25 protein-coding genes are annotated in these 24,972 nt (G+C 73.1%); 17 read left to right on the top strand and 8 right to left on the bottom strand.

Annotation, left to right across the window (positions count from 1 at the left end):
* Positions 1 to 55: 55 nt before the first annotated feature.
* Positions 56 to 424, bottom strand: coding sequence for a hypothetical protein (locus tag DTB53_RS05925; RefSeq protein ID WP_012381632.1), 369 nt, complete (start codon positions 422 to 424; stop codon positions 56 to 58).
* Positions 425 to 683: 259 nt separating this feature from the next.
* Between DTB53_RS05925 and DTB53_RS05920 the strand changes: the two genes are divergently transcribed.
* The 3 genes from DTB53_RS05920 to DTB53_RS05910 all read left to right on the top strand — a co-directional run bounded on the left by DTB53_RS05920 (position 684) and on the right by DTB53_RS05910 (position 2,728).
* A complete protein-coding gene (locus DTB53_RS05920; protein ID WP_003970256.1) occupies positions 684 to 1,259 on the top strand; it encodes a histidine phosphatase family protein in 576 nt (191 codons plus the stop codon).
* Between the two features lie 267 nt (positions 1,260 to 1,526).
* Positions 1,527 to 2,024 carry a peptidylprolyl isomerase gene (locus DTB53_RS05915; RefSeq protein WP_003970257.1) on the top strand — a complete coding sequence of 166 codons (498 nt, stop codon included), beginning with the start codon at positions 1,527 to 1,529 and terminating at the stop codon, positions 2,022 to 2,024.
* 164 nt (positions 2,025 to 2,188) lie between these two features.
* A complete protein-coding gene (locus DTB53_RS05910; RefSeq protein WP_003970258.1) occupies positions 2,189 to 2,728 on the top strand; it encodes a hypothetical protein in 540 nt (179 codons plus the stop codon).
* Between the two features lie 46 nt (positions 2,729 to 2,774).
* Here the strand turns inward: DTB53_RS05910 and DTB53_RS05905 are convergent, their stop codons facing one another.
* Positions 2,775 to 3,173, bottom strand: coding sequence for a DUF5997 family protein (locus tag DTB53_RS05905; protein ID WP_012381634.1), 399 nt, complete (start codon positions 3,171 to 3,173; stop codon positions 2,775 to 2,777).
* Between the two features lie 58 nt (positions 3,174 to 3,231).
* On the opposite strand from DTB53_RS05905, the gene DTB53_RS05900 reads away from it, so the two are divergent.
* A complete protein-coding gene (locus DTB53_RS05900; protein ID WP_012381635.1) occupies positions 3,232 to 4,035 on the top strand; it encodes a LysR family substrate-binding domain-containing protein in 804 nt (267 codons plus the stop codon).
* 233 nt (positions 4,036 to 4,268) lie between these two features.
* The gene (locus DTB53_RS05895) at positions 4,269 to 5,666 is read left to right on the top strand and encodes a hypothetical protein (RefSeq protein ID WP_012381636.1); all 1,398 of its coding nucleotides are present in this window, start codon (positions 4,269 to 4,271) and stop codon (positions 5,664 to 5,666) included.
* Here DTB53_RS05895 and DTB53_RS05890 read toward each other — a convergent pair.
* The 3 genes from DTB53_RS05890 to DTB53_RS05880 all read right to left on the bottom strand — a co-directional run bounded on the left by DTB53_RS05890 (position 5,645) and on the right by DTB53_RS05880 (position 8,141).
* Positions 5,645 to 6,643: a MerR family transcriptional regulator gene (locus tag DTB53_RS05890; RefSeq protein WP_003970262.1), complete on the bottom strand. Its 999-nt coding sequence runs from the start codon at positions 6,641 to 6,643 to the stop codon at positions 5,645 to 5,647. The two genes, DTB53_RS05895 and DTB53_RS05890, sit on opposite strands and share 22 nt — an antisense overlap.
* A gap of 3 nt (positions 6,644 to 6,646) precedes the next feature.
* On the bottom strand, positions 6,647 to 7,438 hold the full coding sequence (locus tag DTB53_RS05885) for a HEAT repeat domain-containing protein (protein ID WP_042497520.1): 792 nt from the start codon (positions 7,436 to 7,438) through the stop codon (positions 6,647 to 6,649).
* 94 nt (positions 7,439 to 7,532) lie between these two features.
* Entirely contained in the window at positions 7,533 to 8,141 is a 609-nt protein-coding gene (locus DTB53_RS05880) for a GOLPH3/VPS74 family protein (protein WP_003970264.1), read from the bottom strand.
* Positions 8,142 to 8,335: 194 nt separating this feature from the next.
* Between DTB53_RS05880 and DTB53_RS05875 the strand changes: the two genes are divergently transcribed.
* The 7 genes from DTB53_RS05875 (at position 8,336) to DTB53_RS05845 (ending at position 14,699) form a co-directional block, all read left to right on the top strand.
* The gene (locus DTB53_RS05875) at positions 8,336 to 8,665 is read left to right on the top strand and encodes a hypothetical protein (RefSeq protein WP_012381638.1); all 330 of its coding nucleotides are present in this window, start codon (positions 8,336 to 8,338) and stop codon (positions 8,663 to 8,665) included.
* 490 nt (positions 8,666 to 9,155) lie between these two features.
* Positions 9,156 to 9,500 carry a hypothetical protein gene (locus tag DTB53_RS05870; protein WP_012381639.1) on the top strand — a complete coding sequence of 115 codons (345 nt, stop codon included), beginning with the start codon at positions 9,156 to 9,158 and terminating at the stop codon, positions 9,498 to 9,500.
* A 323-nt stretch (positions 9,501 to 9,823) separates the two neighbouring features.
* Positions 9,824 to 10,852 (top strand): N-acetyl-gamma-glutamyl-phosphate reductase, encoded by a 1,029-nt coding sequence (gene argC, locus DTB53_RS05865; RefSeq protein ID WP_012381640.1) that lies wholly within the window; start codon positions 9,824 to 9,826, stop codon positions 10,850 to 10,852.
* Positions 10,849 to 12,003 carry a bifunctional glutamate N-acetyltransferase/amino-acid acetyltransferase ArgJ gene (argJ, locus tag DTB53_RS05860; protein WP_003970268.1) on the top strand — a complete coding sequence of 385 codons (1,155 nt, stop codon included), beginning with the start codon at positions 10,849 to 10,851 and terminating at the stop codon, positions 12,001 to 12,003. Before argC ends, argJ begins: the two co-directional genes overlap by 4 nt.
* Positions 12,000 to 12,938 carry an acetylglutamate kinase gene (argB, locus tag DTB53_RS05855; RefSeq protein WP_003970269.1) on the top strand — a complete coding sequence of 313 codons (939 nt, stop codon included), beginning with the start codon at positions 12,000 to 12,002 and terminating at the stop codon, positions 12,936 to 12,938. The genes argJ and argB overlap by 4 nt, the downstream gene beginning before the upstream one ends.
* Positions 12,935 to 14,137 (top strand): acetylornithine transaminase, encoded by a 1,203-nt coding sequence (locus tag DTB53_RS05850; RefSeq protein WP_003970271.1) that lies wholly within the window; start codon positions 12,935 to 12,937, stop codon positions 14,135 to 14,137. The genes argB and DTB53_RS05850 overlap by 4 nt, the downstream gene beginning before the upstream one ends.
* Before the next feature lie 25 nt (positions 14,138 to 14,162).
* A complete protein-coding gene (locus DTB53_RS05845) occupies positions 14,163 to 14,699 on the top strand; it encodes an arginine repressor (protein ID WP_003970272.1) in 537 nt (178 codons plus the stop codon).
* An 11-nt stretch (positions 14,700 to 14,710) separates the two neighbouring features.
* Here DTB53_RS05845 and DTB53_RS05840 read toward each other — a convergent pair whose 3' ends face one another.
* A complete protein-coding gene (locus tag DTB53_RS05840; RefSeq protein ID WP_012381641.1) occupies positions 14,711 to 15,418 on the bottom strand; it encodes a L,D-transpeptidase family protein in 708 nt (235 codons plus the stop codon).
* A gap of 230 nt (positions 15,419 to 15,648) precedes the next feature.
* Between DTB53_RS05840 and DTB53_RS05835 the strand changes: the two genes are divergently transcribed.
* The 3 genes from DTB53_RS05835 to DTB53_RS05825 all read left to right on the top strand — a co-directional run bounded on the left by DTB53_RS05835 (position 15,649) and on the right by DTB53_RS05825 (position 19,461).
* On the top strand, positions 15,649 to 16,842 hold the full coding sequence (locus DTB53_RS05835) for an argininosuccinate synthase (protein ID WP_003970274.1): 1,194 nt from the start codon (positions 15,649 to 15,651) through the stop codon (positions 16,840 to 16,842).
* 114 nt (positions 16,843 to 16,956) lie between these two features.
* Positions 16,957 to 18,384: an argininosuccinate lyase gene (gene argH / locus DTB53_RS05830; RefSeq protein ID WP_003970275.1), complete on the top strand. Its 1,428-nt coding sequence runs from the start codon at positions 16,957 to 16,959 to the stop codon at positions 18,382 to 18,384.
* A 105-nt stretch (positions 18,385 to 18,489) separates the two neighbouring features.
* Entirely contained in the window at positions 18,490 to 19,461 is a 972-nt protein-coding gene (locus DTB53_RS05825) for an aldo/keto reductase (RefSeq protein ID WP_030704492.1), read from the top strand.
* A 58-nt stretch (positions 19,462 to 19,519) separates the two neighbouring features.
* On the opposite strand, the gene helR is transcribed toward DTB53_RS05825, so the two are convergent.
* A complete protein-coding gene (gene helR / locus DTB53_RS05820) occupies positions 19,520 to 21,685 on the bottom strand; it encodes an RNA polymerase recycling motor ATPase HelR (protein ID WP_012381643.1) in 2,166 nt (721 codons plus the stop codon).
* Positions 21,686 to 22,035: 350 nt separating this feature from the next.
* On the opposite strand from helR, the gene DTB53_RS05815 reads away from it, so the two are divergent.
* Positions 22,036 to 22,587: a TetR/AcrR family transcriptional regulator gene (locus DTB53_RS05815; protein ID WP_003970278.1), complete on the top strand. Its 552-nt coding sequence runs from the start codon at positions 22,036 to 22,038 to the stop codon at positions 22,585 to 22,587.
* Positions 22,584 to 24,128: an MFS transporter gene (locus DTB53_RS05810; protein WP_003970279.1), complete on the top strand. Its 1,545-nt coding sequence runs from the start codon at positions 22,584 to 22,586 to the stop codon at positions 24,126 to 24,128. The genes DTB53_RS05815 and DTB53_RS05810 overlap by 4 nt, the downstream gene beginning before the upstream one ends.
* A 153-nt stretch (positions 24,129 to 24,281) precedes the next feature.
* Here DTB53_RS05810 and DTB53_RS05805 read toward each other — a convergent pair whose 3' ends face one another.
* A complete protein-coding gene (locus tag DTB53_RS05805) occupies positions 24,282 to 24,953 on the bottom strand; it encodes a lysophospholipid acyltransferase family protein (RefSeq protein WP_012381645.1) in 672 nt (223 codons plus the stop codon).
* Positions 24,954 to 24,972 lie beyond the last annotated feature (19 nt).

Raw genomic sequence — 24,972 nt, 5'->3', positions numbered from 1 at the left:
CGCCACCGGCGAGGCGGTGGCGGGACCGGGATCCGCTGTGCGGGCCGTGGTTCGCCTAAGCCCCGGCCAGCGGGTGCATCGTGTGGCTGGTCATCGGCCAGCCGGCCTGTACGGCCGCGGACTGTGCCCCGGCCAGCGGATGCATCGTGTGGCTGGTCATCGGCCAGCCGGCCTGTACGGCCGCGGACCGCGCCCCGGCCAGCGGATGCAGCGTGGTGCTGGTCATCGGCCAGCCGCCCTGCTCGGCTGCCGCGGACTGTGCCCCGGCCAGCGGATGCAGTGTGCCGCTGGTCATCGGCCATCCGGCCTGCTCCGCTGCCGGAGGGAGCCCCTGCCCCGCCCGGCTCCCGGAGTGCTCGTCCCGGCTGCCGGGATCCGCGGAAGCGCCGACTCGGACGTCGAGGTCGTACGGATCGCTCGTCATTGCTGTCCCTCTCCTTCGAGCTTCCTCAACTGCTTACATCACCACATTGACAGCCAAAACCGGCCTTTACGTCATCAAGGGGAACGAGGTCTGTCTGCGACCTTCGGCGCATGCTCCCGGCCCGTGCTCGTCCGCGGTGGTCACGGTCTTCCGCGGTGCGGGGGAGTCGGACGGCAGCGCCGCTGACGGTGCGGTACGTGTGACGCCGGACCCCGCACACCCCCTTGACCAAACAGGCGTTCGCCCCCACGATCCCGCCATGACGCTTCGGGTCTCCCTGGTCGCAGCGGCGCGCAGTTCCTCCCGGCTGGCCGAACGCTTCGACGACGACCGGCCGCTCGACCAGGCGGGCTGGCACGAGGTGCAGCTCGTCGCCCACACGCTCGTCCCGCTCGGCGCCGCCGAGCTGCGCTACTGCTCGCCCACCCCGCGCAGCCGCGCGACCGGGAACGCCCTCGGCTTCGCCCCGATGGCGCAACCCGCCCTGCGCGACTGGGACATGGGCCGTTGGCGGGGGCTGACGCTGGGGGAGGTCACGGCCCGGGAGCCCGCGGCCGTGGACCACTGGCTCGCGGACCCGCGCAGCGCCCCGCACGGCGGCGAGTCGATGCTCGGCTTCATCGGGCGGGTCGGCGGCTGGCTGGACACCCGCCCCGCCGCCGAGGGCCTCGTCGTCGCGGTCGCCGAACCCGCCGTGATCCGGGCCGCCCTCGTCTACGCCCTGAACGCCCCGCCCTCCGCGTACTGGAACGTCGACGTCCGCCCGCTGTCCACCATCACGCTGACCGGCCTCCCGGGACGCTGGAGCCTGAGCCTGGAGGCGGGCATCCGCTGACCGGGGCCGCGCGGGGGCGCGCCGCGCCCGATCGCACCGGGGGTGGGCGGCTCCCGGGGCCCGGCCGACCCGGATGCCGGAATCGCCCTCGGCGCGCCGGGAACCGGATGGCTCCCGCCTCGTCGGCGATGCGCGCACGACGGCCCTGGTGAACGCCGTGCGCGCGGCCCGGGGGAGGTCGTCGGGAGGTGAGCGGAACCAGTTCCTCCGACCTGTCGACCCAACCCGGGTTTCACCTGCGGTTGCCAGGAATGTGAGGATGTCACCATGACAACCAAGGTCTACTTCGACATCACCATCGACGACGCGCCCGCAGGGCGTATCACGTTCAACCTGTTCGACGACGTCGTCCCCAAGACGACGGAGAACTTCCGCGCGCTCGCCACCGGCGAGAAGGGCTTCGGCTACGCCGGCTCGTCCTTCCACCGTGTCATCACCGACTTCATGCTTCAGGGCGGCGACTTCACCCGCGGTGACGGCACCGGCGGCAAGAGCATCTACGGCGAGAAGTTCGCCGACGAGAACTTCAAGCTCAAGCACGACCGCGTGGGCCTGCTCTCGATGGCCAACGCCGGACCGAACACCAACGGTTCGCAGTTCTTCGTCACCACGGTGCTCACCCCGTGGCTCGACGGCAAGCACGTGGTCTTCGGCGAGGTCGCCGACGAGGACAGCATGAAGCTCGTCCGCAAGATCGAGGCGCTCGGCTCCCCCAGCGGCAAGACCCGCGCCAAGGTCACCATCGCCGCGTCCGGCGTTCTCTGAGCGGCTCCGGCAACCCGACGGGCCCGTGGCCGGGCCGCTCCACCGACGTACGCGTCGAAGGGGCGGGACCCGGCCGCGGGCCCGTGGCGTGCGCCCGCCGGTTTCCCTGACACACGCCCCCGCACTCGGGCAGAATCTGATGTGTACACGACGGGGGAGGCGTGATGCGACGTACCGATGCCGCGCGAGAGCTGGGCGGATTCGTCCGCGAGCACCGCACGGACGGCAGCAGACGCTTGCGCCTAGCAGGAATCCTGCTGGTCGTCGGCGCCGTCGGCACCGCCCTGGGGGTGCCCGTGGCCATCGCCTCCGTCGGCACCACCGACGGCGCACCCGAGCTGGCGGGCCTGCTGCTCGGCGTGGGGCTGGTCGGGCTGGGCCTCGGGGTGTGGCGCCTGATACAGGCCCGCCGCACCCGGGAGCAGTGCTTCGACGTCCACGAGCGGGGGCTGACCCACCGGGTCGCGGGCAACGCCACGCTCATCCCGTGGGCGGACATCGAGCGGATCGGCTCCGCCTCGGCCGAGGACGGACGCCCGCTGGCCGAGGCCCGGGGGGCGGGCTTCGGCTTCGCCATCGAACTGCGCGACGCGCGGAAGATCCGGGTGGACACGTTCACCGAGGACGCGCGGGAACTGGCCGAGACGATCCACCGCGCGGTGAGCCTGGGGCAGTTCCCTCAGGGGCGAGGCCGTCGGCCCTGACTGACACCGGGCGCTTCCGCCGCCGGTCCGCCGACGGCCGGACGGACTACTGCCGGCCGGACTGCGCGGCCCGCTCGGCGTTGCGCTCCTTGATCCGGGCGGTCTCCTTGCGCACCTCGGCCTGCGTGGCGCGCTCCTTCCGGAGCCACTCGGGCATCTCGTCCTTCAGCGCATCGATCTGCTCGGTGGTGAGCGGCTCGGTGACCCCGCCGCGAGCGAGCCCCGCGATGGAGACGCCGAGCTTCGCGGCGACGACCGGGCGGGGGTGCGGACCGGTGCGGCGCAGCTCCACGAGCCAGGCGGGCGGGTCGGTCTGGAGGGCGTTGAGCTCGGTGCGGGAGACGGCGCCCTCCTGGAACTCGGCGGGCGTGGCCAGGAGGTACACACCCAGCTTCTTCGCCGCCGTGGCGGGCTTCATGGTCTGGGCGGTCTTGTGCGACGTCATGGGTCCAGGGTATCGACCATGGGACATACCTCCGACCACCGACCGGTAGCCTGGTTCCGTGACAGGCTCGGACATCCCCTCATCCTTCCGGCTCGCCTACGTCCCCGGCGTGACGCCCACCAAGTGGGTGAGGGTCTGGCACGAGCGGCTGCCCGACACCCCCCTGGAGCTCGTCCAGGCCACCGCCGCCGACGCCCCCGGACTGCTGGCGGGCCACGGCGCCGACGCCGGTCTCGTACGGCTGCCGGTCGACCGGGACGTCCTGGCCGCGATCCCCCTCTACACCGAGACCACCGTCGTGGTGATCCCCAAGGACCACGTGGCGACCGCCGCCGAAGAGGTGTCGCTCGCCGAGCTGGCCGACGAGATCGTGCTGCACCCGCTGGACGACGTCCTCGACTGGGAGACCCTGCCCGGCCGCCCCGCCGTCGAGCGCCCGGCCACCACTGCGGACGCCATCGAGCTGGTGGCGGCGGGCGTGGGCGTCCTCCTCGTCCCGCAGTCCCTGGCCCGCCTCCACCACCGCAAGGACCTCACCTACCGTCCGGTCCCGGAAGCCCCCGAGTCACGCGTCGCGCTGTCCTGGCCCCAGGCGGAGGAAGCCCCCGACCTGGTGGAGGAGTTCATCGGGATCGTCCGGGGGCGCACCGTCAACAGCACCCGTGGCCGGGCCGCCACCCCACCGCGTCCGGCCCAGGCCAAGGACAGGTCGAAGGACAGGACCAAGGACAAGGCGAAGCGGACCGGGGCCGGCGGCGGGGCGGGCGGCGCCCGGAGCAAGTCGGCGGCGGGCCGGAAGCCGCAGTCGGGCGGTCGGACCGGAGGCCAGGGCGGCAAGCGCGGAAAGCCGCGCGGCCGATAGCGGACGCCCGGCCCCCACCGGATCCCGGCACGAGCCCGGTTCCCGGCACGTGCGGCCCGGATCCGGTACGCCGGGATCCCGGCGCGGGCAGCTTGGTTCCGTTACGCCGGGATCCCGGGCGCGAGCAGCCCGGTTCCGGCACACGCCGGGTCCCGGAACCGCCCGGGAACGCCACCCCCAGGGGGTTCTCTCGTTGATGAGGCAACCGCCGTACGCAGGGGAGCGCCCGTCCGATGCCGAACATCCGCAGAAAACAGCACCTGGGCCTCATCGGGATGCTGCTCATCGCCGTGGCCTTCGCCGCACTCCAGGTGACGGCGGTCACCGGACGGGCCTCGCCCGACACGAAGAACTACCTCTCCTACGCCCTGAGTCTCAGCGGCGAGAGCCGCGAGGAGGCGGGCCGCCGGGCCATCGCTCACTCCTGCGCCAGCGGGCAGCACGCTTCCCTGAGCCCCGTCCCCTGGACCAACCGGAAGGACGTGGGGGAGTCGGAGGAGCAGTGCGTGCGCCGGCTGAACGACTCGGTCGCGTACTGGCTCCACCACGGCAACACGGAGGGGATGACCGCCCCGTTCGCCAACCAGCGGTTCATGGCCATCTTCGAGGCCAGGCCCGGCTATCCGCTGTTCCTGGTGCCCTTCGTGACCGCCTTCGGCGCCACCTGGGGCCTCTGGCTGGCCGGACTCGTCATCGCCCTGGCCGGCAGCGTCTGCGTCCTGTTGGCCCTCCGCGCCGCGGGCGCCTCCCGGCGCGCGGGTCTGGCCGGGCAGGCCCTGTACCTCGCCCTGCCCACCGGCACCGTCGCCATGAACCCGCTGAGCGACGGACTCGCCCTGGCACTCGGCACGGTGGTCGTCCTCGGCTGTGTCCTGTTGCTGCGCGACCGGCCCCGTACGGACGCGGACACCGGTACGACCACGGGTCCGGCGGCCCGGGCGGGCGCCGCGGGGCCCCGCGCCGGCGCGGTCCTCGTCGCGGGCGGCCTCGCCCTGATGTTCCTCGTCCGCTATTCCCAGGCACTGCTGCTGGCGGTGGCCCTCGCGGCGGTCCTCCTGGCCTGGTCCGGCCGGCTCCGCCTGAGGCGGCGGCCACCCGGCCCCGTACTCCGGGCGGGAGCCCTGTGCGGTGCGCTGGCGGCGGGCGTCTACGCCGGGGCGCATCTGCTGGGGTGGCCCATGGGCCAGGACAGCGCCCAGGACCTGCTGACCCACCACTACCAGCGCCCCGATCTGCCCAACCCCTGGCCCGAGTTCTTCGTGCGGGAGCGGGTCTTCTGGTCGGCGTGGCTGCGCCGCCAGGCCGCCCAACCGATCCTCCCCGTCCTGCTCGCGCTCTCGGCCTGGGCGCTGCTGAGGCGGCGCTCCGCCGTGCTGCCGATCGCCCTGGCGGCGGGCGCGGCGGGCCTCCTCAACCAGGCGGGCCACCCCAATCTGGGCCAGCTGTACGGCTACCGCCTCATCGTGTTCCTCTGGCTGCTGCCCGCCCTGGCGATCCCGCTGCTCCTCGACCGGCCCCGGACCGGCACCGGGCACCTCTCCCCGTCCCGCGGCGGTACGGAGGATCACTCCGTACCCGCCCCCGTGGGAGGCGCCCCGGGCGGGGTCCGTCACCCCGCATCGCGCAGCTGAAGAAGGTACGCCGCGGTCAGCGCGACGGCGCGGTCCTCGTCGTCCAGCAGTCCCCGGAGGGCACGTGAGGAGGCCGGCCCCGCGATGCCCGCCAGCGCCTGGGTCAGCCGTCCGCGCGCCGGGGCGCCGGTGGTGTCGCGGGAGAGGCGGTCGGCGAGCGCGGCCGTGATCCGGTCCGCCGCGGTGGCGTCGCGGGCCAGCAGGGCCAGCGCGTCGGCCGCGTCGGTGTCGTTCGTCCCCGCGACGACCAGGTCGACGAGCGCCGGGACCGCATCGGCCACGCCGCGCGCCCCGAGCGCCAGGGCGGCACGGCCGCGGACCACGTCATCGGGGCTCGCCAGGGCGTTCCCCAGCAGTGCGGTGGCCTCGTCGCCGGGCATCTCGGCGAGGGACCGGACGGCGCGTTCCCGTACCGCGGCCTCCGGTGAGCCGAGCCCCTCCGCCAGCAGCGCCGGGCCGCTGCCGCCCGCTCGGGCCAGGGCCCAGCGAAGGGCTCCTGCCACATGCGGGTCGCCCTCGCCGAGCGCCGCCTCGACCAGGGCCTCCACCGGAACCTCGTCGCCCGAGGCGAGGGCGGCGCGCTGGCGGGCGTCGGCGCTCTCGGACCCCAACGCCCCCAGGAGCGCCACGACCTGGAGGACGTCCTCCCAGCCGGCCGGATCCGTGGCGTGGACCCGGTGCAGCCGGGTGAGCAACTCGGTCTCCACCGCGATGCGTTCGCGCGTCCGACGGATCAGTTCGTCGACGAGTGCCGAGGGTGTGAAGCCGGGATCGTCGAGCGCGCGCCCGATCTCGCGCAATGACAGGCCCACCGCCCGCAGGCTCTCGACATGGAAGATCCGCCGCACGTCCTCCGCCGAGTACTCCCGGTAGCCGGACCCGGTGCGGCCCGAAGGCCGCACCAGGCCGAGCGACTCGTAGTGCCGGAGCATGCGGGCGCTGACTCCGGACCGGCGCGCGACTTCGCCGATCAGCACGCCCTAGGGACCTTCCTCGTCGGAGCCGTGGGGGCCGCCGGACCCCCTGAGGCCATCAGAACCACCGGAACCCCCCGAATGAGCGGTGCTGTCGGAACCCCCCGAACCACCGGCGTCGTCGGAACCGTCGCCGGAGGCGCCCCGGCCGCCGAGGGCCACGACGCGCTTCGCCTCCTCCACGGCGAGGGTGAAACCGGCGTCCGGGTCGGTCCGCAGCCGTTGGGTGGCGAGCGCGTGCGCGCGGACGAGCGGGTCGGGACTCCTCGTCGCGGCGGCCAGAGCCGGCGCCGTCGCGTCCCCCAGGGCGACCAGTGCCTGGCTGAGACTCAGCCGGGTCTCCCGGCCGCCGCGCCCGAGCTGCGTCGCCAGCAGTACCGCCAACGCGGACTCCTCCCCGTCGGGTACGAGCACGACCGCCGCCCGCCAGGCACTCCGCGCCACCTCGTCGTCGGCGTCGGTCACCAGCGCCCGGGTGATCGCCGGCCAGGCCCGCCGGTCCCCGACCTTGGACAGCGTGTGCAGCGCCTGGCTCCGCGCCCGCGCCCGCTCGGAGCGGAGTTCGCGGAGCAGCGGGGGGAGGGTGAGGGCCACCGGGTGACGGGTGAGCGCCCAGGTCAGCATGTCGCGCACGAAGAACTCCGGCTCGACCGCGCACCGCTCGACGAGCTTGCCGACGAAGCGCGGGTCCGGCGTCGAGCCGATCGCCAGAGCGGCGCGCAGCCGCACCGACGCACGGTCGTCCTCCAGCCCCCGCAGCGCTCGTGCCGTGTCCGTGCCGTGTCCCGTGACCGTCATCGAGACCACCTCCTCGGCGAGCAGTGAAGTGCTTGTCACCGTGTCAAGGTCAACTCGGCCGTGCGTCCCGGGCCGTCTCCGGCCGGGGCCCGGCTCAGGGGCCGCGCCAGACGTTGGCGAAGGCCGTGTTCTCGATGGTCCGCCGCTGGCGTACGGCCTCCAGCTCCATCACCGCTTCGTTGACGGTGGCGACCACGGTCGTCACCGTCTCGTCGTCGAGGCCGGGCTCGTCGTCGCCGGACCGCTCGCCGTCGAGCCCCACGGCCGACGCGAGGGCGGCCAGGACGGGCTCGCCCTCCTCCCGGCGGCCGATGGCCCGTCGCCGGCCGGGGGTGTCGACCAGCTCCACGCGCCGGGGGCCGAAGGGCAGGAGGCCGCTTCTCCGCTGTGTGAGCTCGCCGTCCTTCTCCAGAGCATCCTGGTAGGTGGCCGCGAGATCCCGGCCGCGCCGCCACAGCCAGTCCTCGATCCGCTCGTGGGGCGGCTGCCGGGTGATCTGCGCGGCGGCCTCGCCGAGAAGCCGGTCGTCCGGCGCCGACGCCCCGCCCGGCACGATGAGGTCGCCCTCCACGGTGACGGCTCCGGCGCCGATGAGATCGAGCAGTTCGGCTCCCGCGAGGGCGAGCGACAGGTCGCCCTGCCCCACGGTGTGCTCCGGCACCGGATCCATGGCGATGATGAACAGGTCTTTCGCCGTGGTCATGAACGGCTCCCCTCAGAGGCATCGGCAAGGAGGGCCCCACCGGCCGCCCCGGCCAGGAGCCGGTTCGGCGGCGGGGCGACTGCTACGACCAGTATCGCCTTCACCCGTGCCGTCCGGCCCGGACCGGGTGCCGGACCGGGCCGGCGCCGAACAAGTCGATGGCCGTCTCCCGGTGCGATCCCTAGGCTGAGCCGGTGAGCCATGGGAAAACCTCGTACGTCTGCCTGCCCTGCCGGGCCTCCTTCAAGCAGCCCCACGACCGGGCCAGGCAGCGGAACTGTCCGCGCTGCGCGGCGCCGATGATCCACGCCGGCTCGGCGTTCGCCGCGCCGAGGCGCCGGGACGTCGCGGCGTGGCGGGCCCTCGCCGTGCTGCTGAACGCGGGCGTGGGGTTCCACAAGAGCTGTTGCGGCGGGCCCGGATTCCGTCCGAAGACCCCGCGTGAGGTGCGCGAGCGGCTGACGTACGCGCGGCGCAGCGGTACACCGGTCGCCACGGCGCTCGTCCGGTTCAACGTGCCGTAGGGCGTGACGGCCGCGGCTCCGGACGCGGCCGGCCGGGCGGCGGCGTCTCCGGGGCCCTGCGGCGAGGCGCGGGGCCCCGCAGCCGGTCGTGGAGGACCGCGAAGACCGTGCTCGTCACGGCCGCCCGGGCCAGGACACCGACGGACCCGTCCTCGCCTTCCGCGGTCCGCTCCGCACGGCTGCGTGATGTTCCGGGGAAGGACCTGCGTGATGCTCCGGGGAGGGACGCCGGTCCGGCCGGGTGCGGTTCTCCGCCGGACGTAGCCGCACCTGTCGTGCCACCGCTCGTCGGACCGGGCCGGCTCTTGATCATGAATCGTCGCTTTGTGTGCCACCATGTGTACGCAGTGTCACGAAACTGTCGCCCCGGCACCCCCGTGCGTCGGTGCGCCCGCGGAGAACACGTCTCCCGCGTGGCCCCGCCCGCGACCGGCTCTGTCCGCCGGGAGGGGGTCGAGGCGACACCACCGTCACCAGAAGGATTTCCCCCATGCGCCTCCGCTCCGCCTTCGCCGCCGCTCTCGGCGCCGCTCTGCTGCTCGTCGCCCTCCCCGCCTCGGCCTCGGCGGCCGAGGGGCAGTTCCGCTACGACTACGTGACCGTCGAGGGGTACGCGGCGACCGGCTTCCTGAACAGCCCGCCCAGCGGCGAGTGCGTCAACCTTCCGGGCGTCGGCCCGGAGAACCCGGAGTCCGGGCACTCCCCGAAGAACCGCACGGACGCCTGGGCGGAGGTCTTCACGGATGCCGACTGCGAGGGCGCTTCGTTCCCCCTCCGCCCGCACACCGGCGGGGCCTCGGAGCGGCTGAAGGTGCGTTCGGTCGTCTTCCACTGACGCGCTGCCGCGCGCCGAGCCGTCCCCCTGCCCCCGGTTCCTGATCGCATCGCCGCCCGTGGCTCCTGCTGAGCCACGGGCGGCCGGTCGGGCCCGGGGGTCTCCTGTGCGGGCCGGGCCCGGGTCGGCCGCCCGGCGTTCGGGGCCGGCGGAGTCGACGATGGCCTGTTCCCGGTCGAGTGCCACGGGCGTGAGCATGGAGGGGGTCGGTCGACGGTCGGTCCGAGGGTGGACGCCGTGCCCCGCCGCTGCCTGCCCCGGACCACCTTTGCATAAAAGTGCGCCGCTGCGTATAGTCATGCCATCGATCAGGAGGGTTACCGATGGTGGTACGAGCAGCAGTGGCAGGGGCGAGCGGCTACGCCGGCGGGGAACTGCTCCGTCTTCTGCTGGCGCACCCGGACGTCGAGATCGGCGCCCTCACCGGGCACTCCAACGCCGGGCAGGCGCTCGGGTCGCTCCAGCCGCATCTGCGGCCCCTGGCCGGCCGGGTGCTGGAGCCCACCACCGCCGAGGTGCTCGCCGGGCACGACGTGGTCTTCCTGGCGCTGCCGCACGGGCAGTCCGCCGCCGTCGCCGAGCAGCTCGGGGACGAGGTCCTCGTCGTCGACATGGGGGCCGACTTCCGGCTGAAGGACGCGGGGGACTGGGAGGCGTTCTACGGTTCCCCGCACGCCGGGACCTGGCCCTACGGGCTGCCCGAGCTGCCGGGCGGGCGGGCCGCGCTCGCCGGATCGAAGCGGATCGCCGTGCCGGGGTGCTACCCGACCGCCGTGTCCCTCGCGCTCTTTCCGGCGTACGGGGCCGGCCTCGCCGAGCCGGAGGCCGTGATCGTCGCCGCGTCCGGCACCTCCGGCGCGGGCAAGGCGGCCAAGCCCCACCTGCTCGGCTCCGAGGTGATGGGCAACATGACCCCGTACGGTGTCGGCGGCGGGCACCGCCACACGCCGGAGATGATCCAGAACCTCAGCGGAGCCGCCGGCGAGCCGGTCACCGTCTCCTTCACGCCCACCCTCGCCCCCATGCCCCGGGGCATCCTCGCCACGTGCAGCGCGAAGGCGAAGCCCGGCGTGAGCGCGGAGAGCCTGCGCGCGGTGTACGAGAAGGCGTTCGCGGACGAGCCGTTCGTCGAGCTGCTGCCCGAGGGGCAGTGGCCCGCCACCGCCGCGGTGTACGGCTCCAACGCCGTACAGCTCCAGGTCGCGTACGACGCGGCGGCCGGGCGGATCATTGTGATCAGCGCCATCGACAACCTCGCCAAGGGCACCGCGGGCGGCGCCCTCCAGAGCATGAACATCGCCCTCGGACTCCCCGAGGACACCGGACTTTCGACGATCGGAGTCGCACCGTGAGCGTCACGGCAGCACAGGGATTCTCGGCGGCGGGCATCGCCGCGGGGATCAAGGAGAGCGGCAACCCGGACCTGGCCCTCGTGGTCAACAACGGGCCGCGTCGCGCCGCCGCGGGCGTCTTCACCTCCAACCGCGTCAAGGCCGCCCCGGTGCTCTGGTCGGAGCAGGTCCTCAGGGGCGGCGAGGTCACCGCCGTCGTCCTCAACTCCGGTGGGGCCAACGCCTGCACGGGGCCCCAGGGCTTCCAGGACACCCACGCCACCGCCGAGAAGGCGGCCGAGGTGCTGGAGGGCCACAGCGCGGGCGAGATCGCCGTGGCCTCCACCGGTCTCATCGGCATCCTGCTCCCCATGGACAAGCTGCTCCCCGGTATCGAGCAGGCCGCCGCCGCCCTCAGCGAGCACGGCGGCGAGAAGGCCGCCATCGCCATCAAGACCACCGACACCGTGCACAAGACCGCCGTCGCGGGCGGCGAGGGGTGGACCGTCGGCGGCATGGCCAAGGGCGCGGGCATGCTCGCCCCGGGCCTGGCCACCATGCTCGTCGTCCTCACCACCGACGCCGACGTGCCCGCGGAGCAGTTGGACGCCGCCCTGCGCGAGGCCACCCGGACCACCTTCGACCGGGTCGACTCCGACGGCTGCATGTCCACCAACGACACCGTGCTGCTGCTCGCCTCCGGCGCCAGCGGCATCACCCCGGAGCAGGGGGAGTTCGCCGAAGCCGTACGGGTCGTCTGCGCGGACCTCGCCCGGCAGCTCATCGGCGACGCCGAGGGCGCGTCCAAGGACATCCGGATCGAGGTGATCAACGCGGCCACCGAGGACGACGCCGTCGAGGTCGGCCGGTCCATCGCCCGCAACAACCTCCTCAAGTGCGCCATCCACGGCGAGGACCCCAACTGGGGCCGGGTCCTCTCCGCCATCGGCACCACGAAGGCCGCCTTCGAGCCGGACCGGCTCAACGTCGCCATCAACGACGTCTGGGTCTGCAAGAGCGGCGGTGTGGGCGAGGACCGCGAACTCGTCGACATGCGCTACCGGGAGGTCAAGATCACGGCCGATCTCGCCGCGGGCACGGAGTCGGCCGTCATCTGGGCCAACGACCTCACCGCGGACTACGTCCACGAGAACAGCGCGTACAGCTCATGAGCACCGCGCGGAAGCACACCGCACTCCCGAAGGCGCAGATCCTCATCGAGGCGCTGCCCTGGCTGACCCGGCACCACGGCAGGACCGTCGTCATCAAGTTCGGCGGCAACGCCATGATCGACGAGGAGCTGAAGGCCGCCTTCGCCCAGGACGTCGTCTTCCTCCGGCACGCCGGCCTCAAGCCCGTCGTCGTGCACGGCGGCGGCCCGCAGATCAGCGCCCAGCTCGACAAGCAGGGCCTGGTCAGCGAGTTCAAGGCCGGGCTGCGGGTCACCACCCCCGAGGCGATGGACGTCGTCCGCATGGTGCTCGCCGGACAGGTCCAGCGTGAGCTGGTCGGCCTCCTCAACCAGCACGGCCCGCTCGCCGTCGGCCTGACCGGCGAGGACGCCCACACCATCACCGCCGTCCAGCACCGGCCCACCATCGACGGCGAGCTCGTCGACATCGGCCGGGTCGGCGAGATCACCGCCATCGACACCGGGGCCATCCAGGCGCTGCTGGACGACGGCCGCATCCCGGTCGTCTCCTCCATCGCCCGCTCCGCCGACGACCACCACGTCTACAACGTCAACGCCGACACCGCGGCCGCCGCGCTCGCCGCCGCCCTGAACGCCGAGACGCTGATGGTCCTCACCGACGTCGAGGGCCTGTACGAGGACTGGCCCAACAGCGACGACGTCATCAGCCGGCTCACCGCGAGCCAGCTGGAGAAGCTGCTGCCCGAGCTGTCCAGCGGCATGGTGCCCAAGATGCAGGGCTGCCTGCACGCGGTGCGCAACGGAGTCGAGACCGCCCGCGTCATCGACGGCCGGGTCCAGCACTCGATCCTCCTGGAGATCTTCACCGACGAGGGCATCGGCACGATGGTCGTGCCGGACGCCCCCATCGACGTACACGCAGCACGGACGGCACACGAACAGGGGGCGTCATGACCGGCACCGGGACCGGACTCACCTCGCGCTGGCAGGGCGCGCTGATGGACAACTACGGCACGCCCCGCCTGCCGCTCGTCCGGGGCGAGGGCGCCCACGTCTGGGACGAGGAGGGCACCCGCTACCTCGACTTCGTCGGCGGTATCGCGGTCAACGCCCTCGGCCACGCCCACCCCGCCGTCGTCGAGGCCGTCTCCACCCAGATCGCCTCCCTCGGGCACGTGTCGAACCTGTTCATCGCCGAACCGCCCGTCGCGCTCGCCGAGCGACTGCTCCAGCTGTTCGGCCGGGCGGGGCGGGTCTTCTTCGCCAACTCCGGCGCGGAGGCCAACGAGGCCGCCTTCAAGATCGGCCGGCTCACCGGGCGCCCCCACATGGTCGCCACCGACGGCGGCTTCCACGGCCGGACGATGGGGGCCCTCGCGCTGACCGGCCAGCCGGGCAAGCAGGAGCCGTTCCGCCCGCTGCCCGGCGACGTCACCCACGTCCCGTACGGGGACGCGGATGCCCTGCGTGCAGCCGTCACCACCGACACCGCGCTGGTGATCATCGAGCCGACGCAGGGCGAGAACGGTGTCGTCGTCCCGCCCAAGGGCTATCTGGAGGCGGCCCGGGAGATCACCCGGGCCACCGGCACCCTGCTCGTCCTGGACGAGGTCCAGACCGGCATCGGCCGCTGCGGCCAGTGGTTCGAGCACCAGGCCCACCAGGGCGTCGAGCCCGACATCGTCACCCTCGCCAAGGGGCTCGGCGGCGGACTGCCGATCGGTGCGACGGTCGCTTTCGGACCGGCGGCCGACCTGCTGAAGCCGGGGCACCACGGCACGACGTTCGGCGGCAACCCGGTCGCCTGCGCCGCCGGACTCGCCGTCATCGACACCCTCGCGGCCGACGGTGTGCTCGCCGACGTCAAGCGCCTCGGGGAGAGGATCCGCGACGGCGTCGAGGCGCTGGGACACCCACTGGTCTCCCACGTCCGCGGCGCGGGCCTGCTGCTGGGTATCGTGCTCACCGGACCCCTCGCACCGCAGGTGCAGCAGGCGGCCCAGGGAGCCGGCCTCCTGGTGAACGCGCCCGCCCCCGATGTCGTACGGCTCATGCCGCCGCTGATCATCGGTGACGCGGAGGTGGACGCGTTCCTGGAGATTCTGCCGAGCGCTCTCGACGCGGCACACGGGGACGGACGATCCGGAGCATGACCCTCCGGAGAATGAGGCGACGACGATGACCGAGGCGCAGGAACCCGAGTACGGCGGGCCGTCCGTGCCGCAGACCCGCACCGCCCGCCACCGCCGGATCGTGGACATCCTGAACCGGCAGCCGGTCCGCTCGCAGAGCCAGCTGGCCAAGCTGCTGGCCGACGACGGGCTGAGCGTCACCCAGGCGACGCTCTCCCGGGACCTCGACGAGCTGGGCGCGGTGAAGATCCGCAACACCGGCGGCGAGCTGATCTACGCGGTGCCGAGCGAGGGCGGATTCCGCACCCCGCAGGCCCCGTTGGGCGGCTCGGCCAAGGAGGAGCGGATGCGTCGGCTCTCGGCCGAACTGCTCATCTCGGCGGAGGCCTCGGCCAACCTCGTGGTGCTGCGCACCCCGCCCGGCGCGGCCCAGTTCCTCGCCTCGGCCATCGACCAGGCCGAACTCCACGACATCCTCGGCACCATCGCGGGCGACGACACGCTGATGCTCATCAGCCGCGACCCGAGCGGTGGCCAGGCGCTCGCCGACCACCTGCTGAGGCTCGCTCAGAACGACCGCTGAGGAGCCCTGTCTCAGTAGCGCGTGATCGCGGTCGGCCCCGACGAGGTGCCGACCGCGATGTGCGGTCCGCGCTCCGGGTCCGCCCAGGCGAGGATCTCCGCCATGGCGTCGGCCGGGACCGAGACGCACCCGGCCGTCGCCCCCCGCCCGTTCACATGCAGGAAGATTCCCGCGCCTCTGCCCCGTACCGGACGGTCGTAGTTGAAGCCGACCACCAGGGCGCGGGCGTACTGCGTGCCGTAGGAGAGCAGCTGCTCGGCCTCCGCCGCCCGGCAGTGCGAGGGCCGCGGTTCCACCCAGCGGTTGTACGCACGGGAGTCGTTGTCCTGGCACCACCAGGAGTCCTCGGTGACACGGCGGTAGGGGTACGTCGTGCCGGCCGGGGCGTCCTCGACGCCGAAGGCGTACGGCAGGTCGTACAGGCCGGTGGGCGTGGTGCTGGTGCCCTGCTCCCGGGTCGCTCCCTCGGCCAGCCCGTTCGCCCCGAACCGCGCGGGCGCCGACCCGGCCTCCGCCCAGCCGCCCCCGCGCCGCTCCCACCAGGTGACGGTCCCCGTCGTGGAGCCGGTGTCGGGGGCCTCGGCGGTGATCAGCTGGGAGCCGCCGCCCGTGTCCGCCATCCGGTAGGGCAGGGGAGGGGCATCGGTCCGGCCGGGCCCGGCCCCGAGGGAGCCGGCCAGGGCGAGGAGTACGGCGGCGGTCACCAGTGGTCTGCGCATGCTCCGGACCGTACGGCGGCCGGCCCGCACGCCCCACCGGACCTGCTCCGTACGGCCCAGCGGTCCACCGGCTCGCCGCGACGGGGCAGCCGGACCGGCCCGGCTGCCCCGGAATACACCACACCTCGGCTGAGGCGGCCGGAGGTACCACTCTGACCTGCAATTTTGACAAACAATACGGTGGACTGCATAGTTATACCCATCAGTGAATGCACCGTAAGGAGAAACCCGTGACCGAGCGCGTCGTTCTCGCTTACTCGGGCGGCCTGGACACCTCCGTCGCCATCGGCTGGATCGCCGAGGAGACGGGTGCCGAGGTCATCGCCGTCGCCGTGGACGTCGGCCAGGGCGGCGAGGACCTGGACGTCATCCGCAAGCGCGCGCTCGCCTGCGGTGCCGTCGAGGCCGAGGTCGCGGACGCGAGGGACGAGTTCGCCGAGGAGTACTGCCTCCCGGCGATCAAGGCCAACGCCCTCTACATGGACCGCTATCCGCTGGTCTCGGCCCTCTCCCGGCCGACGATCGTCAAGCACCTCGTCGCCGCCGCCCGCAAGCACGGCGCCGGGACCGTCGCCCACGGCTGCACCGGCAAGGGCAACGACCAGGTCCGTTTCGAGGCCGGCATCTCCGCGCTCGGTCCCGACCTGAAGTGCATCGCCCCGGTCCGCGACTACGCGATGACCCGGGACCGGGCGATCGCCTTCTGCGAGGAGAAGAACCTCCCGATCGCGACCACCAGGAAGTCCCCGTACTCCATCGACCAGAACGTCTTCGGGCGCGCCGTCGAGACGGGCTTCCTGGAGGACATCTGGAACGCCCCGATCGAGGACATCTACGAGTACACCGCCGACCCCGCCGTCCCGCGCGAGGCCGACGAGGTGGTCATCTCCTTCAAGGAGGGCGTGCCCGTGGCCGTCGACGGCCGTCCCGTCACCGTCCTCCAGGCGATCCAGCAGCTCAACGAGCGGGCCGGCGCCCAGGGCGTCGGCCGGATCGACATGGTCGAGGACCGGCTCGTGGGCATCAAGTCCCGCGAGGTGTACGAGGCGCCCGGCGCCATCGCACTGATCACCGCCCACCAGGAGCTGGAGAACGTCACCGTCGAGCGCGAACTGGCCCGCTACAAGCGGCAGGTCGAGCAGCGGTGGGGCGAGATGGTCTACGACGGCCTGTGGTTCTCCCCGCTGAAGCGCGCCCTGGACGGCTTCATCAACGAGGCCAACCAGCACGTCACCGGCGACATCCGGATGACCCTGCACGCCGGCCGAGCCGTCGTCACCGGCCGGAAGTCCGAGGAGTCGCTGTACGACTTCAACCTCGCGACCTACGACTCGGGCGACACCTTCGACCAGTCCAAGGCGCAGGGCTTCATCGAGATCTTCGGTCTCTCCGCCAAGATCGCCGCCAGGCGCGACCTCGCCTGACCCCCCTTCGTTGTACAGCCGCCTCCCCGTCGTCACGCGGCAGGGAGGCGGCCGCGTATCCGTACCTTGGCCTAGGTCCTGGCCTTTGCCTTTCGCTTTCTTGAGGAGCACGCAGTGAGCAGCAACAACGGTGACGTCCGGCTCTGGGGCGCGCGTTTCGCCGACGGACCGGCCGAGGCGCTGGCCAAGCTGTCGGCCTCCGTCCACTTCGACTGGCGGCTCGCGCCGTACGACATCGCCGGCTCCCGAGCCCACGCACGCGTCCTCAGCAAGGCGGGTCTGCTCAGCGAGGACGAGCTGACCCGGATGCTCGCCGGACTCGACCAGCTCGAAGCGGACGTCGCGGACGGCTCCTTCACCGGCACCATCGCCGACGAGGACGTCCACACCGCGCTGGAGCGCGGACTCCTGGAGCGCCTCGGCGCCGACCTCGGCGGCAAACTGCGGGCCGGGCGGTCGCGGAACGACCAGATCGCCACCCTCTTCCGGATGTACCTGCGCGACCACGCCCGGACCATCGGCGGCCTGATCGCCGACCTCCAGAGCGCCCTGGTCGGCCTCGCCGAGGCCCACGCGGACGTGGCGATGCCGGGCCGCACCCACCTCCAGCACGCCCAGCCCGTCCTCTTCGCCCACCACGTGCTCGCCCACGTCCAGTCCCTCTCCCGGGACGCCGAGCGGCTGCGCCAGTGGGACGAGCGCACCGCCGTCTCCCCGTACGGCTCCGGAGCGCTCGCCGGATCCTCGCTCGGCCTCGACCCGCAGGCGGTCGCCGCCGACCTCGGCTTCGAACGCGGTTCGGTCGCCAACTCCATCGACGGCACCGCCTCGCGGGACTTCGTCGCCGAGTTCGCCTTCATCACCGCGATGATCGGCGTCAACCTCTCCCGGATCGCGGAGGAGGTCATCATCTGGAACACGAAGGAGTTCTCCTTCGTCACCCTCCACGACGCCTTCTCCACCGGCTCCTCGATCATGCCGCAGAAGAAGAACCCGGACATCGCGGAGCTGGCCCGGGGCAAGTCCGGCCGCCTCATCGGCAACCTGACCGGCCTCCTCGCCACGCTCAAGGCGCTCCCGCTCGCCTACAACCGGGACCTCCAGGAGGACAAGGAGCCCGTCTTCGACTCCTGCGACCAGCTGGAGGTCCTGCTCCCCGCCTTCACCGGGATGATGGCCACCCTCACCGTCAACCGCGAGCGCATGGAGGAGCTGGCCCCGGCCGGCTTCTCGCTCGCGACCGACATCGCGGAGTGGCTGGTCAAGCAGGGCGTCCCCTTCCGGGTCGCGCACGAGGTCGCCGGCGCCTGCGTCAAGGAGTGCGAGCGGGCCGGCATCGAGCTCGACCAGCTCACCGACGAGCAGTTCGCCGAGATCTCCGAGCACCTCACCCCCGAGGTCCGCACGGTCCTCAACGTGCGGGGCGCCCTCGCCTCCCGCGACGGCCGGGGCGGGACGGCCCCCTCCGCCGTCGCCGTACAGCTCGCCGAGGTGAAGGAGGACCTGGCGGCCCAGCACGCCTGGGCCACCGCCCGCCCGTAGGAACGCCGGCCGGGTGCGCGCGGAGCCGTGCCGCACCGGATGGACGAAGGGCATCGCGCGCTCACCGGGGTAGGAGTAACCGAAACCCGACCCGAGGAGCCCGCGATGCCCTTCGCCGCCCTGGCCGCCGCGACGACCCCGACCGCCCACATCGGGCTGGGCCTGGCCGCCGTCGGAAGGCCCGGCTACATCAATCTCCACCGAGACCGGGACCTGCCCGCCGACCGCGACCCCGACGCCCTGCGCGCCCGCACCCACGAACTGCTGGACGCCGCCTACGCCCAGGGCGTCCGGTACGTCGACACGGCCCGCTCCTACGGCCGGGCCGAGGAGTTCCTGGGGGAGTGGCTGGACGCCCGGCCCTCGTTCACCGACCTCGTCGTCGGCAGCAAGTGGGGGTACACCTACACCGCCGACTGGGACGTCGAGGCCGAGGAGCACGAGGTCAAGGACCACAGCCTGGCCACCTTCGAGCGCCAGTACGCCGAGACCCGGGCCCTCCTCGGCGACCGGCTCAGCCTCTACCAGGTCCACTCGGTCACCCCGGACAGCCCCGCCCTCACCGACAAGGAACTGCTCGACAGGCTCGCCGCCCTGGCCGCCGACGGCGTCACCGTCGGCCTCTCCACGAGCGGGCCCGCCCAGGCCGACGCGATCCGGGCCGCCCTCGCCGTCACGGTCGACGGCGAACCCCTCTTCCGCACGGTCCAGGCCACCTACAACGCCCTGGAGACCTCGGCCGCGCCCGCCCTCGCCGAGGCCCACGACGCCGGGCTCACCGTGATCGTCAAGGAGGGCATGGCCAACGGCCGCCTCGCCGGGGACGAGGCCCCCGCCGTGTTCCAGGAGATCGCCGCCGCGGCGGGGGTGGGCGGCGACGCGGTGGCCCTCGCGCTGGTCCTGCACCAGCCCTGGGCGGGCGTCGTGCTCTCCGGCGCCGCCACGGCTGCCCAGCTCTCCGGCAATCTGCACGCCGCGGTCGTCGATCTGGACGACGAGCAGCGGGCCGGGCTCGACGCCCTGGTCGAGGAGCCGGAGGCCTACTGGCGGCACCGGGCCGGGCTGCCCTGGCACTGAGACCGGCTTCGCGGCCCCGGCGTCGCGCAGGCAGGCCCGCGGGCCCGGACCGACGGCCTCAGGAACTCGTCAGGACGACGAGTTCCCGGGTCGCCCGGGTCATCGCGACATAGCGGTCCACCGCCCCCTCGACGCCCGTGCCGAACTCCTCCGGGTCGACGAGGACGACCAGGTCGAACTCCAGGCCCTTCGACAGCTCCGGGCTCAGCGACCGCACGCGGGGCGTCGCCCGGAAGGCGGGGGCGCCGATGACACAGGCGATCCCGTCGTCGTGCGCGGCGAGCCAGTCGGCGAGGACGGTGTCCAGGTCCCGGGCGGAGCCGTACGTGACGGGGATGCCGCCGCCGCGGACGGAGACCGGCACGTTGGCGTCGGGGAGCACGGCCCGGATCACCGGTTCCGCCTCCGCCATGATCTCCTCCGGCGTCCGGTAGTTGATCGTCAGGGAGGCCAGGGTGATCCGGTCGAGGCCGACGCGCTCCAGCCGCTCGCGCCACGACTCGGTGAACCCGTGCCGGGCCTGCGCCCGGTCCCCGACGACGGTGAAGCTCCGGGACGGGCAGCGCTGGATCAGCATCTGCCACTGGGCGTCGGTCAACTCCTGCGCCTCGTCCACCACGATGTGCGCGAACGGCCCGGCCAGCAGGTCGGGTTCGGCGCCGCTCGGCCGGTCGGCGGTGGCCAGGGACTCCCGCAGATCCGCCCCGCGCAGCATCACCAGCGCCCCCTCTCCGTCCGCGTCCGCGTCGGCCAGGGTCTCGTCGGCGAGCAGGCTCTCGACCACCCGGTCCATCTGCTCCCGTTCGGCGGCGGCCGCGGCCTCGTGGCGACGCCTGCGCCGGGACGCCTCCGGGTCGCCGAGCCGCTGCCGCGCCGCGTCCAGCAGAGGCAGGTCGGAGACGGTCCACGCACGGGGGTCCGCGCGCCGCAACAGCGCGACCTCCTCCGGCGTCAGCCAGGGGGCGCACCTGCGCAGATAGGCGGGTACCGACCAGAGGTCGCCGACCAGGTCGGCCGCCTCGATCAGCGGCCAGGCGCGGTCGAAGAGGGCGAACAGCTCCCGGTCGCGCCCCAGCGAGGCGCGCAGTCGCTCCTCGGGGGCGTCGCCGTCGTGCTTGTCCACGAGGATCGTCAGGAGTTCCTCCCAGATCTGGTCCCGTGCCTCGTTGTGCGGGGTGCCCGGGTCCGCCGCCCCGAACGCCGAGGCCCAGTCGGCGGGGCTCAGCCAGATGTCGGACCAGTGCGTCTGAACCCGTACGCCCGAGGCGGGCGGCTCCTCGTAGAACCGGACGGCCGGCTCGACCGCCTTCACCAGCTCCGCCGACGCCTTCAGCCGCGCCACCTCCGGGTCGGTCTCGACGCCCGCCGACGCCCCCTCGGCGACCAGGTCCCGCAGGGTGCACGTCTGCACGCCCTCCTCGCCGAGGCTGGGCAGGACGTCGGCGACGTAACCGAGATACGGCTCGTGCGGCCCGACGAACAGCACGCCGCCGCGGCGGTGGGCCAGGCGCGGGTCGGAGTGGAGGAGATAGGCGGAGCGGTGCAGCGCGACCACGGTCTTCCCGGTCCCGGGCCCGCCGTCGACGACGAGCGCGCCCCGGGAGCCCGCCCGGATGACGGCGTCCTGGTCGGCCTGGATGGTGCCCAGGACGTCGCGCATCCGGGCCGACCGGTCGCCGCCCAGACTGGCGATGAACGCGGACTGGTCGTCGAGCGCCGCATGACCGGCGAAGCCGTCCGGGGCGAACACCTCGTCCCAGTAGTCGCTGATCCGGCCGCCGGTCCAGCGGTAGCGGCGCCGGCTGACCAGCCCCATCGGATCGGCGTGGGTGGCCCCGAAGAACGGTTCGGCGGCGGGGGACCGCCAGTCGAGCAGCAGTCGGCGGCCCGTGCTGTCGGTCAGCCCGAGCCGCCCCACGTACAGCGGGCCCGAGCCGTCCGCCGGGACCATGTGGCCCAGGCACAGGTTCAGGCCGAACCGGCGCAGGGCACGCAGCCGGCCGGTCAGCCGGTGGATCTCCACGTCCCGGTCCATCGCCTGCCGGCTCGCTCCGCCGGGCGCCCTGCGCTCGGCCGCGAGCCGGTCGGTCAGCTCGGCGATCGTCTGTTCCAGGCAGTGGGCGACGGCCGCGAAGTGCTGCTCGTCGTCGGCGATCAGCGCCGGGTCGGCCTTGGGGGAGAGGCGGTCGGGGAGGTCGAACGCGCTGGCGGTCAGGGGTGTCACGGCATCGGTTCCGATCTGCGGTGCGTACGGGCGGCGGCGTACCGTCCCGGCTACGGCGGACGATTCTGCGGCAGACGGGGGGCCTTGCCGCAAGGCCCCCCGTGCGCTATAAGTTGAGAGTGGCAAGGAGTGCCTTCACCTCCGGCCACTTTTTTTGTTTCCCGCCCCGCCCCGCCCGGCTCCCCGGCTCCCCGGCTGGCCCCCTCGGGACCCCGCGTCCGCCGGCGCGCCCCGGCGCCTCCTCTCCGGCCCCGGCCGCCGCCCCCTCGTCCTCCGCTCTCCTGTCGCGGGCATGAGCACGCACGCCTGGCGATGAGACGATTTTGTCTCAAGTGGGTTATGGTCGTCTCATGACTCTCGATCGTGAGCAGGTGCTGCGCAGCGCCGCCGCCCTGCTGACCCGCAAATCGACCGCCACCATGGACGAGGTCGCCAGGGCGGCGGGTATCGGCCGGGCCACCCTCCACCGCCACTTCGCCGGGCGCGACGCCCTGGTGAGGGCGTTGGAGGAGCTCGGCATCCAGGAGTTCGAGGCGGCCCTGGACGCCGCCCGGCTCGACGAGGACACCTCCGAGGAGGGGCTGCGCCGCCTCATCGCGGCCGTCGAGCCCAGCGCCGGACTGCTGTCCTTCCTCGTCAACGAGAACCAGCTGTTCGAGGGGGACGAGGTCAACGAGGGCTGGAACCGGGCCGACGCCCGGGTCGCCGCCTTCTTCCGCCGCGGCCAGGAGCGCGGCGAGTTCCGCATCGACCTCACCCCCGCCTGGCTGACGGAGGCCCTCTACGGGCTCGTCGGCACCGGAGCCTGGGCCGTCCAGGCGGGCCGGGTCGCCGCACAGGATTTCCCGTACATGATCGTCGAGCTGCTGCTCGGCGGAGCACGCCGGAGCGTCGAGCAATGATCAGCACCGAGAAGAACCCGGACACCACGGACGCGGTACGCCGCCCGGGGCGGTGGATCGCGCTCGCCGTCCTCGTCCTCGCCGTGCTGCTGGTGGCCGTGGACGCGACGGTCCTCGGCCTCGCCACCCCGTTCCTCAGCGAGGACCTCGAACCGACCGGCACCCAGTTGCTCTGGATCGGTGACGTCTACTCCTTCGTCATCGCCGGCCTGCTCGTCTCCATGGGCAGCCTCGGCGACCGGATCGGCCGCAAGAAGCTGCTGCTGATCGGCGCCGTCGCGTTCGGCGCGGTCTCCGTGCTCAACGCGTACGCGACCACGCCCGAGATGATGATCGTGGCCCGGGCCCTGCTCGGTGTCGCGGGCGCCACCCTGATGCCGTCCACCCTGGCCCTGATCCGCAATCTCTTCCACGACCCGCGCGAGCGCAGCCTGGCCATCGGCATCTGGGGCGCGATGGCCTCGGCGGGCGCGGCCGTGGGCCCGGTCGTCGGCGGGTTCCTGCTCGAACACTTCTGGTGGGGTTCGGTCTTCCTCATCAACCTGCCCGTGATGGCCGTCCTCGTCGTCGTGGGCGTGAAGCTGATCCCCGAGTCCAGGAACCCGGCCCCCGGCCCGTGGGACATGCTCAGCGTCGGGCTCTCCCTGGTCGGCATGATCGGTGTCGTGTACGCCATCAAGGAGGCGGCAGCGCACGGGATGAGCTGGGAGACCGGCGCGGCGGCCGTCGCCGGCGTCGGCGCGCTCGTCTGGTTCGTCCGCAGGCAACTGCGGCTGCCCGCGCCGCTGCTGGACATGCGGCTCTTTCACCACCGCGGCTTCTCCGGCGCGGTCCTCGCCGACCTGCTGACCATCCTCGGCCTGTCGGGTCTGGTCTTCTTCCTCTCCCAGTTCCTGCAACTGGTGCAGGGCCGCGGACCGCTGGAGGCGGGGCTCGCCGAACTGCCCGCCGCCATCGGCGCGGTGACCGCGGGTCTGCTGGCCGGGTTCGCCGCCCGCCGCTTCTCGGTCCGCTCCGTCGTCTCGGGCGGCCTGGCCGCGGTCGGGCTGGCCCTGGGCAGTGTGACCCTGCTCGACCAGAACACCGGGTATCCGCTGCTCGGCTCCATGCTGCTGGTCGTCGGCGTCGGGGCGGGCTTCGCCTTCACCGTCACCGCCGACGTGATCCTCTCCAGCGTCCCGAAGGAGCAGGCGGGCTCCGCGTCCGCCGTCTCCGAGACCGCGTACGAACTGGGCGCGGCCCTCGGTATCGCCCTGCTCGGCTCGATCGTCACGGGCGTCTACCGGGGCTTCCCCACCCCGTCCGGCATCCCCGCGGACGTCGAGTCGGCCGCCCACGAGTCACTGGGCGGCGCGGTCGAGGCCGCCGGGGCGCTGCCCGCCGCACAGGCCGGGCCGCTGGTCTCGGCGGCCCAGGAGGCGTTCGTCGACGGACTCCGGTCGGCCGCGGGCGTCGGCGCGGCGGTGCTGCTGGCGGCGGCGGTCGCCGCCTGGTTCCTGCTGCGGGGCCAGAAGCTGGAGGACGGCGTCGAGCACCCGTAACGGGTGCCCCGCGGATCATGACCGGCCCACGACGGACCCGCCCCGGGCCGTCGGGCCGGGTACGGCGAAGGGCCCGCACCCCCCAGGGGGGCGCGGGCCCTTCGCGTGGCCGTCAGGTGCGGCGGGCGCCCTCCGGCGTCACCGCCGCACCGGTCAGGCGGCCTTCGCCTTCGTCGCGTACATGTCCACGTACTCCTGGCCGGACAGCCGCATCACCTCGGCCATCACCGAGTCGGTCACCGCCCGCAGCACATAGCGGTCGCGGTCCATGCCCTCGTACCGCGAGAACTCCATCGGCTCACCGAAGCGCACCGTGACCTTGCCCGGCCGGGGCAGGCCCGCGCCGCCCGGCTGCAGCTTGTCGGTCCCGATCATCGCGAACGGGACCACCGGGGCGCCCGTCATCAGGGTCAGCCGCGCGATGCCCGTACGGCCCCGGTAGAGCCGGCCGTCGGGAGAGCGGGTGCCCTCCGGGTAGATGGCGAAGGCCTGTCCCTCCTCCAGCACCCGGCGTCCCGTCATCAGCGCCGCGACCCCGCCCCGGCCGCCGTCCCGGTCCACCGGGATCATGCCGCAGCCGGTGAAGAACCAGGCCATCAGCCTGCCCTTGAGACCCTTGCCCGTGACGTACTCGTCCTTGCCGATGTAGAACACCGGCCGGTCGCAGCAGATCGGCATGATCATCGAGTCGATGAACGTCAGGTGGTTGCCCGCGAGGATCACCGGCCCGGTCCCGGGAATGTTCTCGATGCCTTCCACCTGTGGGCGGAACATCAGGCGCAGAATCGGTCCGAGCACTGCCTTGATGACCGTGAGACGGGACAACGGTTCCTCCGGTGTCGTG

The sequence above is a fragment of the Streptomyces griseus genome (assembly GCF_900460065.1).
GTDB lineage: Bacteria > Actinomycetota > Actinomycetes > Streptomycetales > Streptomycetaceae > Streptomyces > Streptomyces griseus.
Note: the sequence above shows the minus strand (reverse complement) of the source record. Positions and strands in the feature narration are given on the sequence as shown.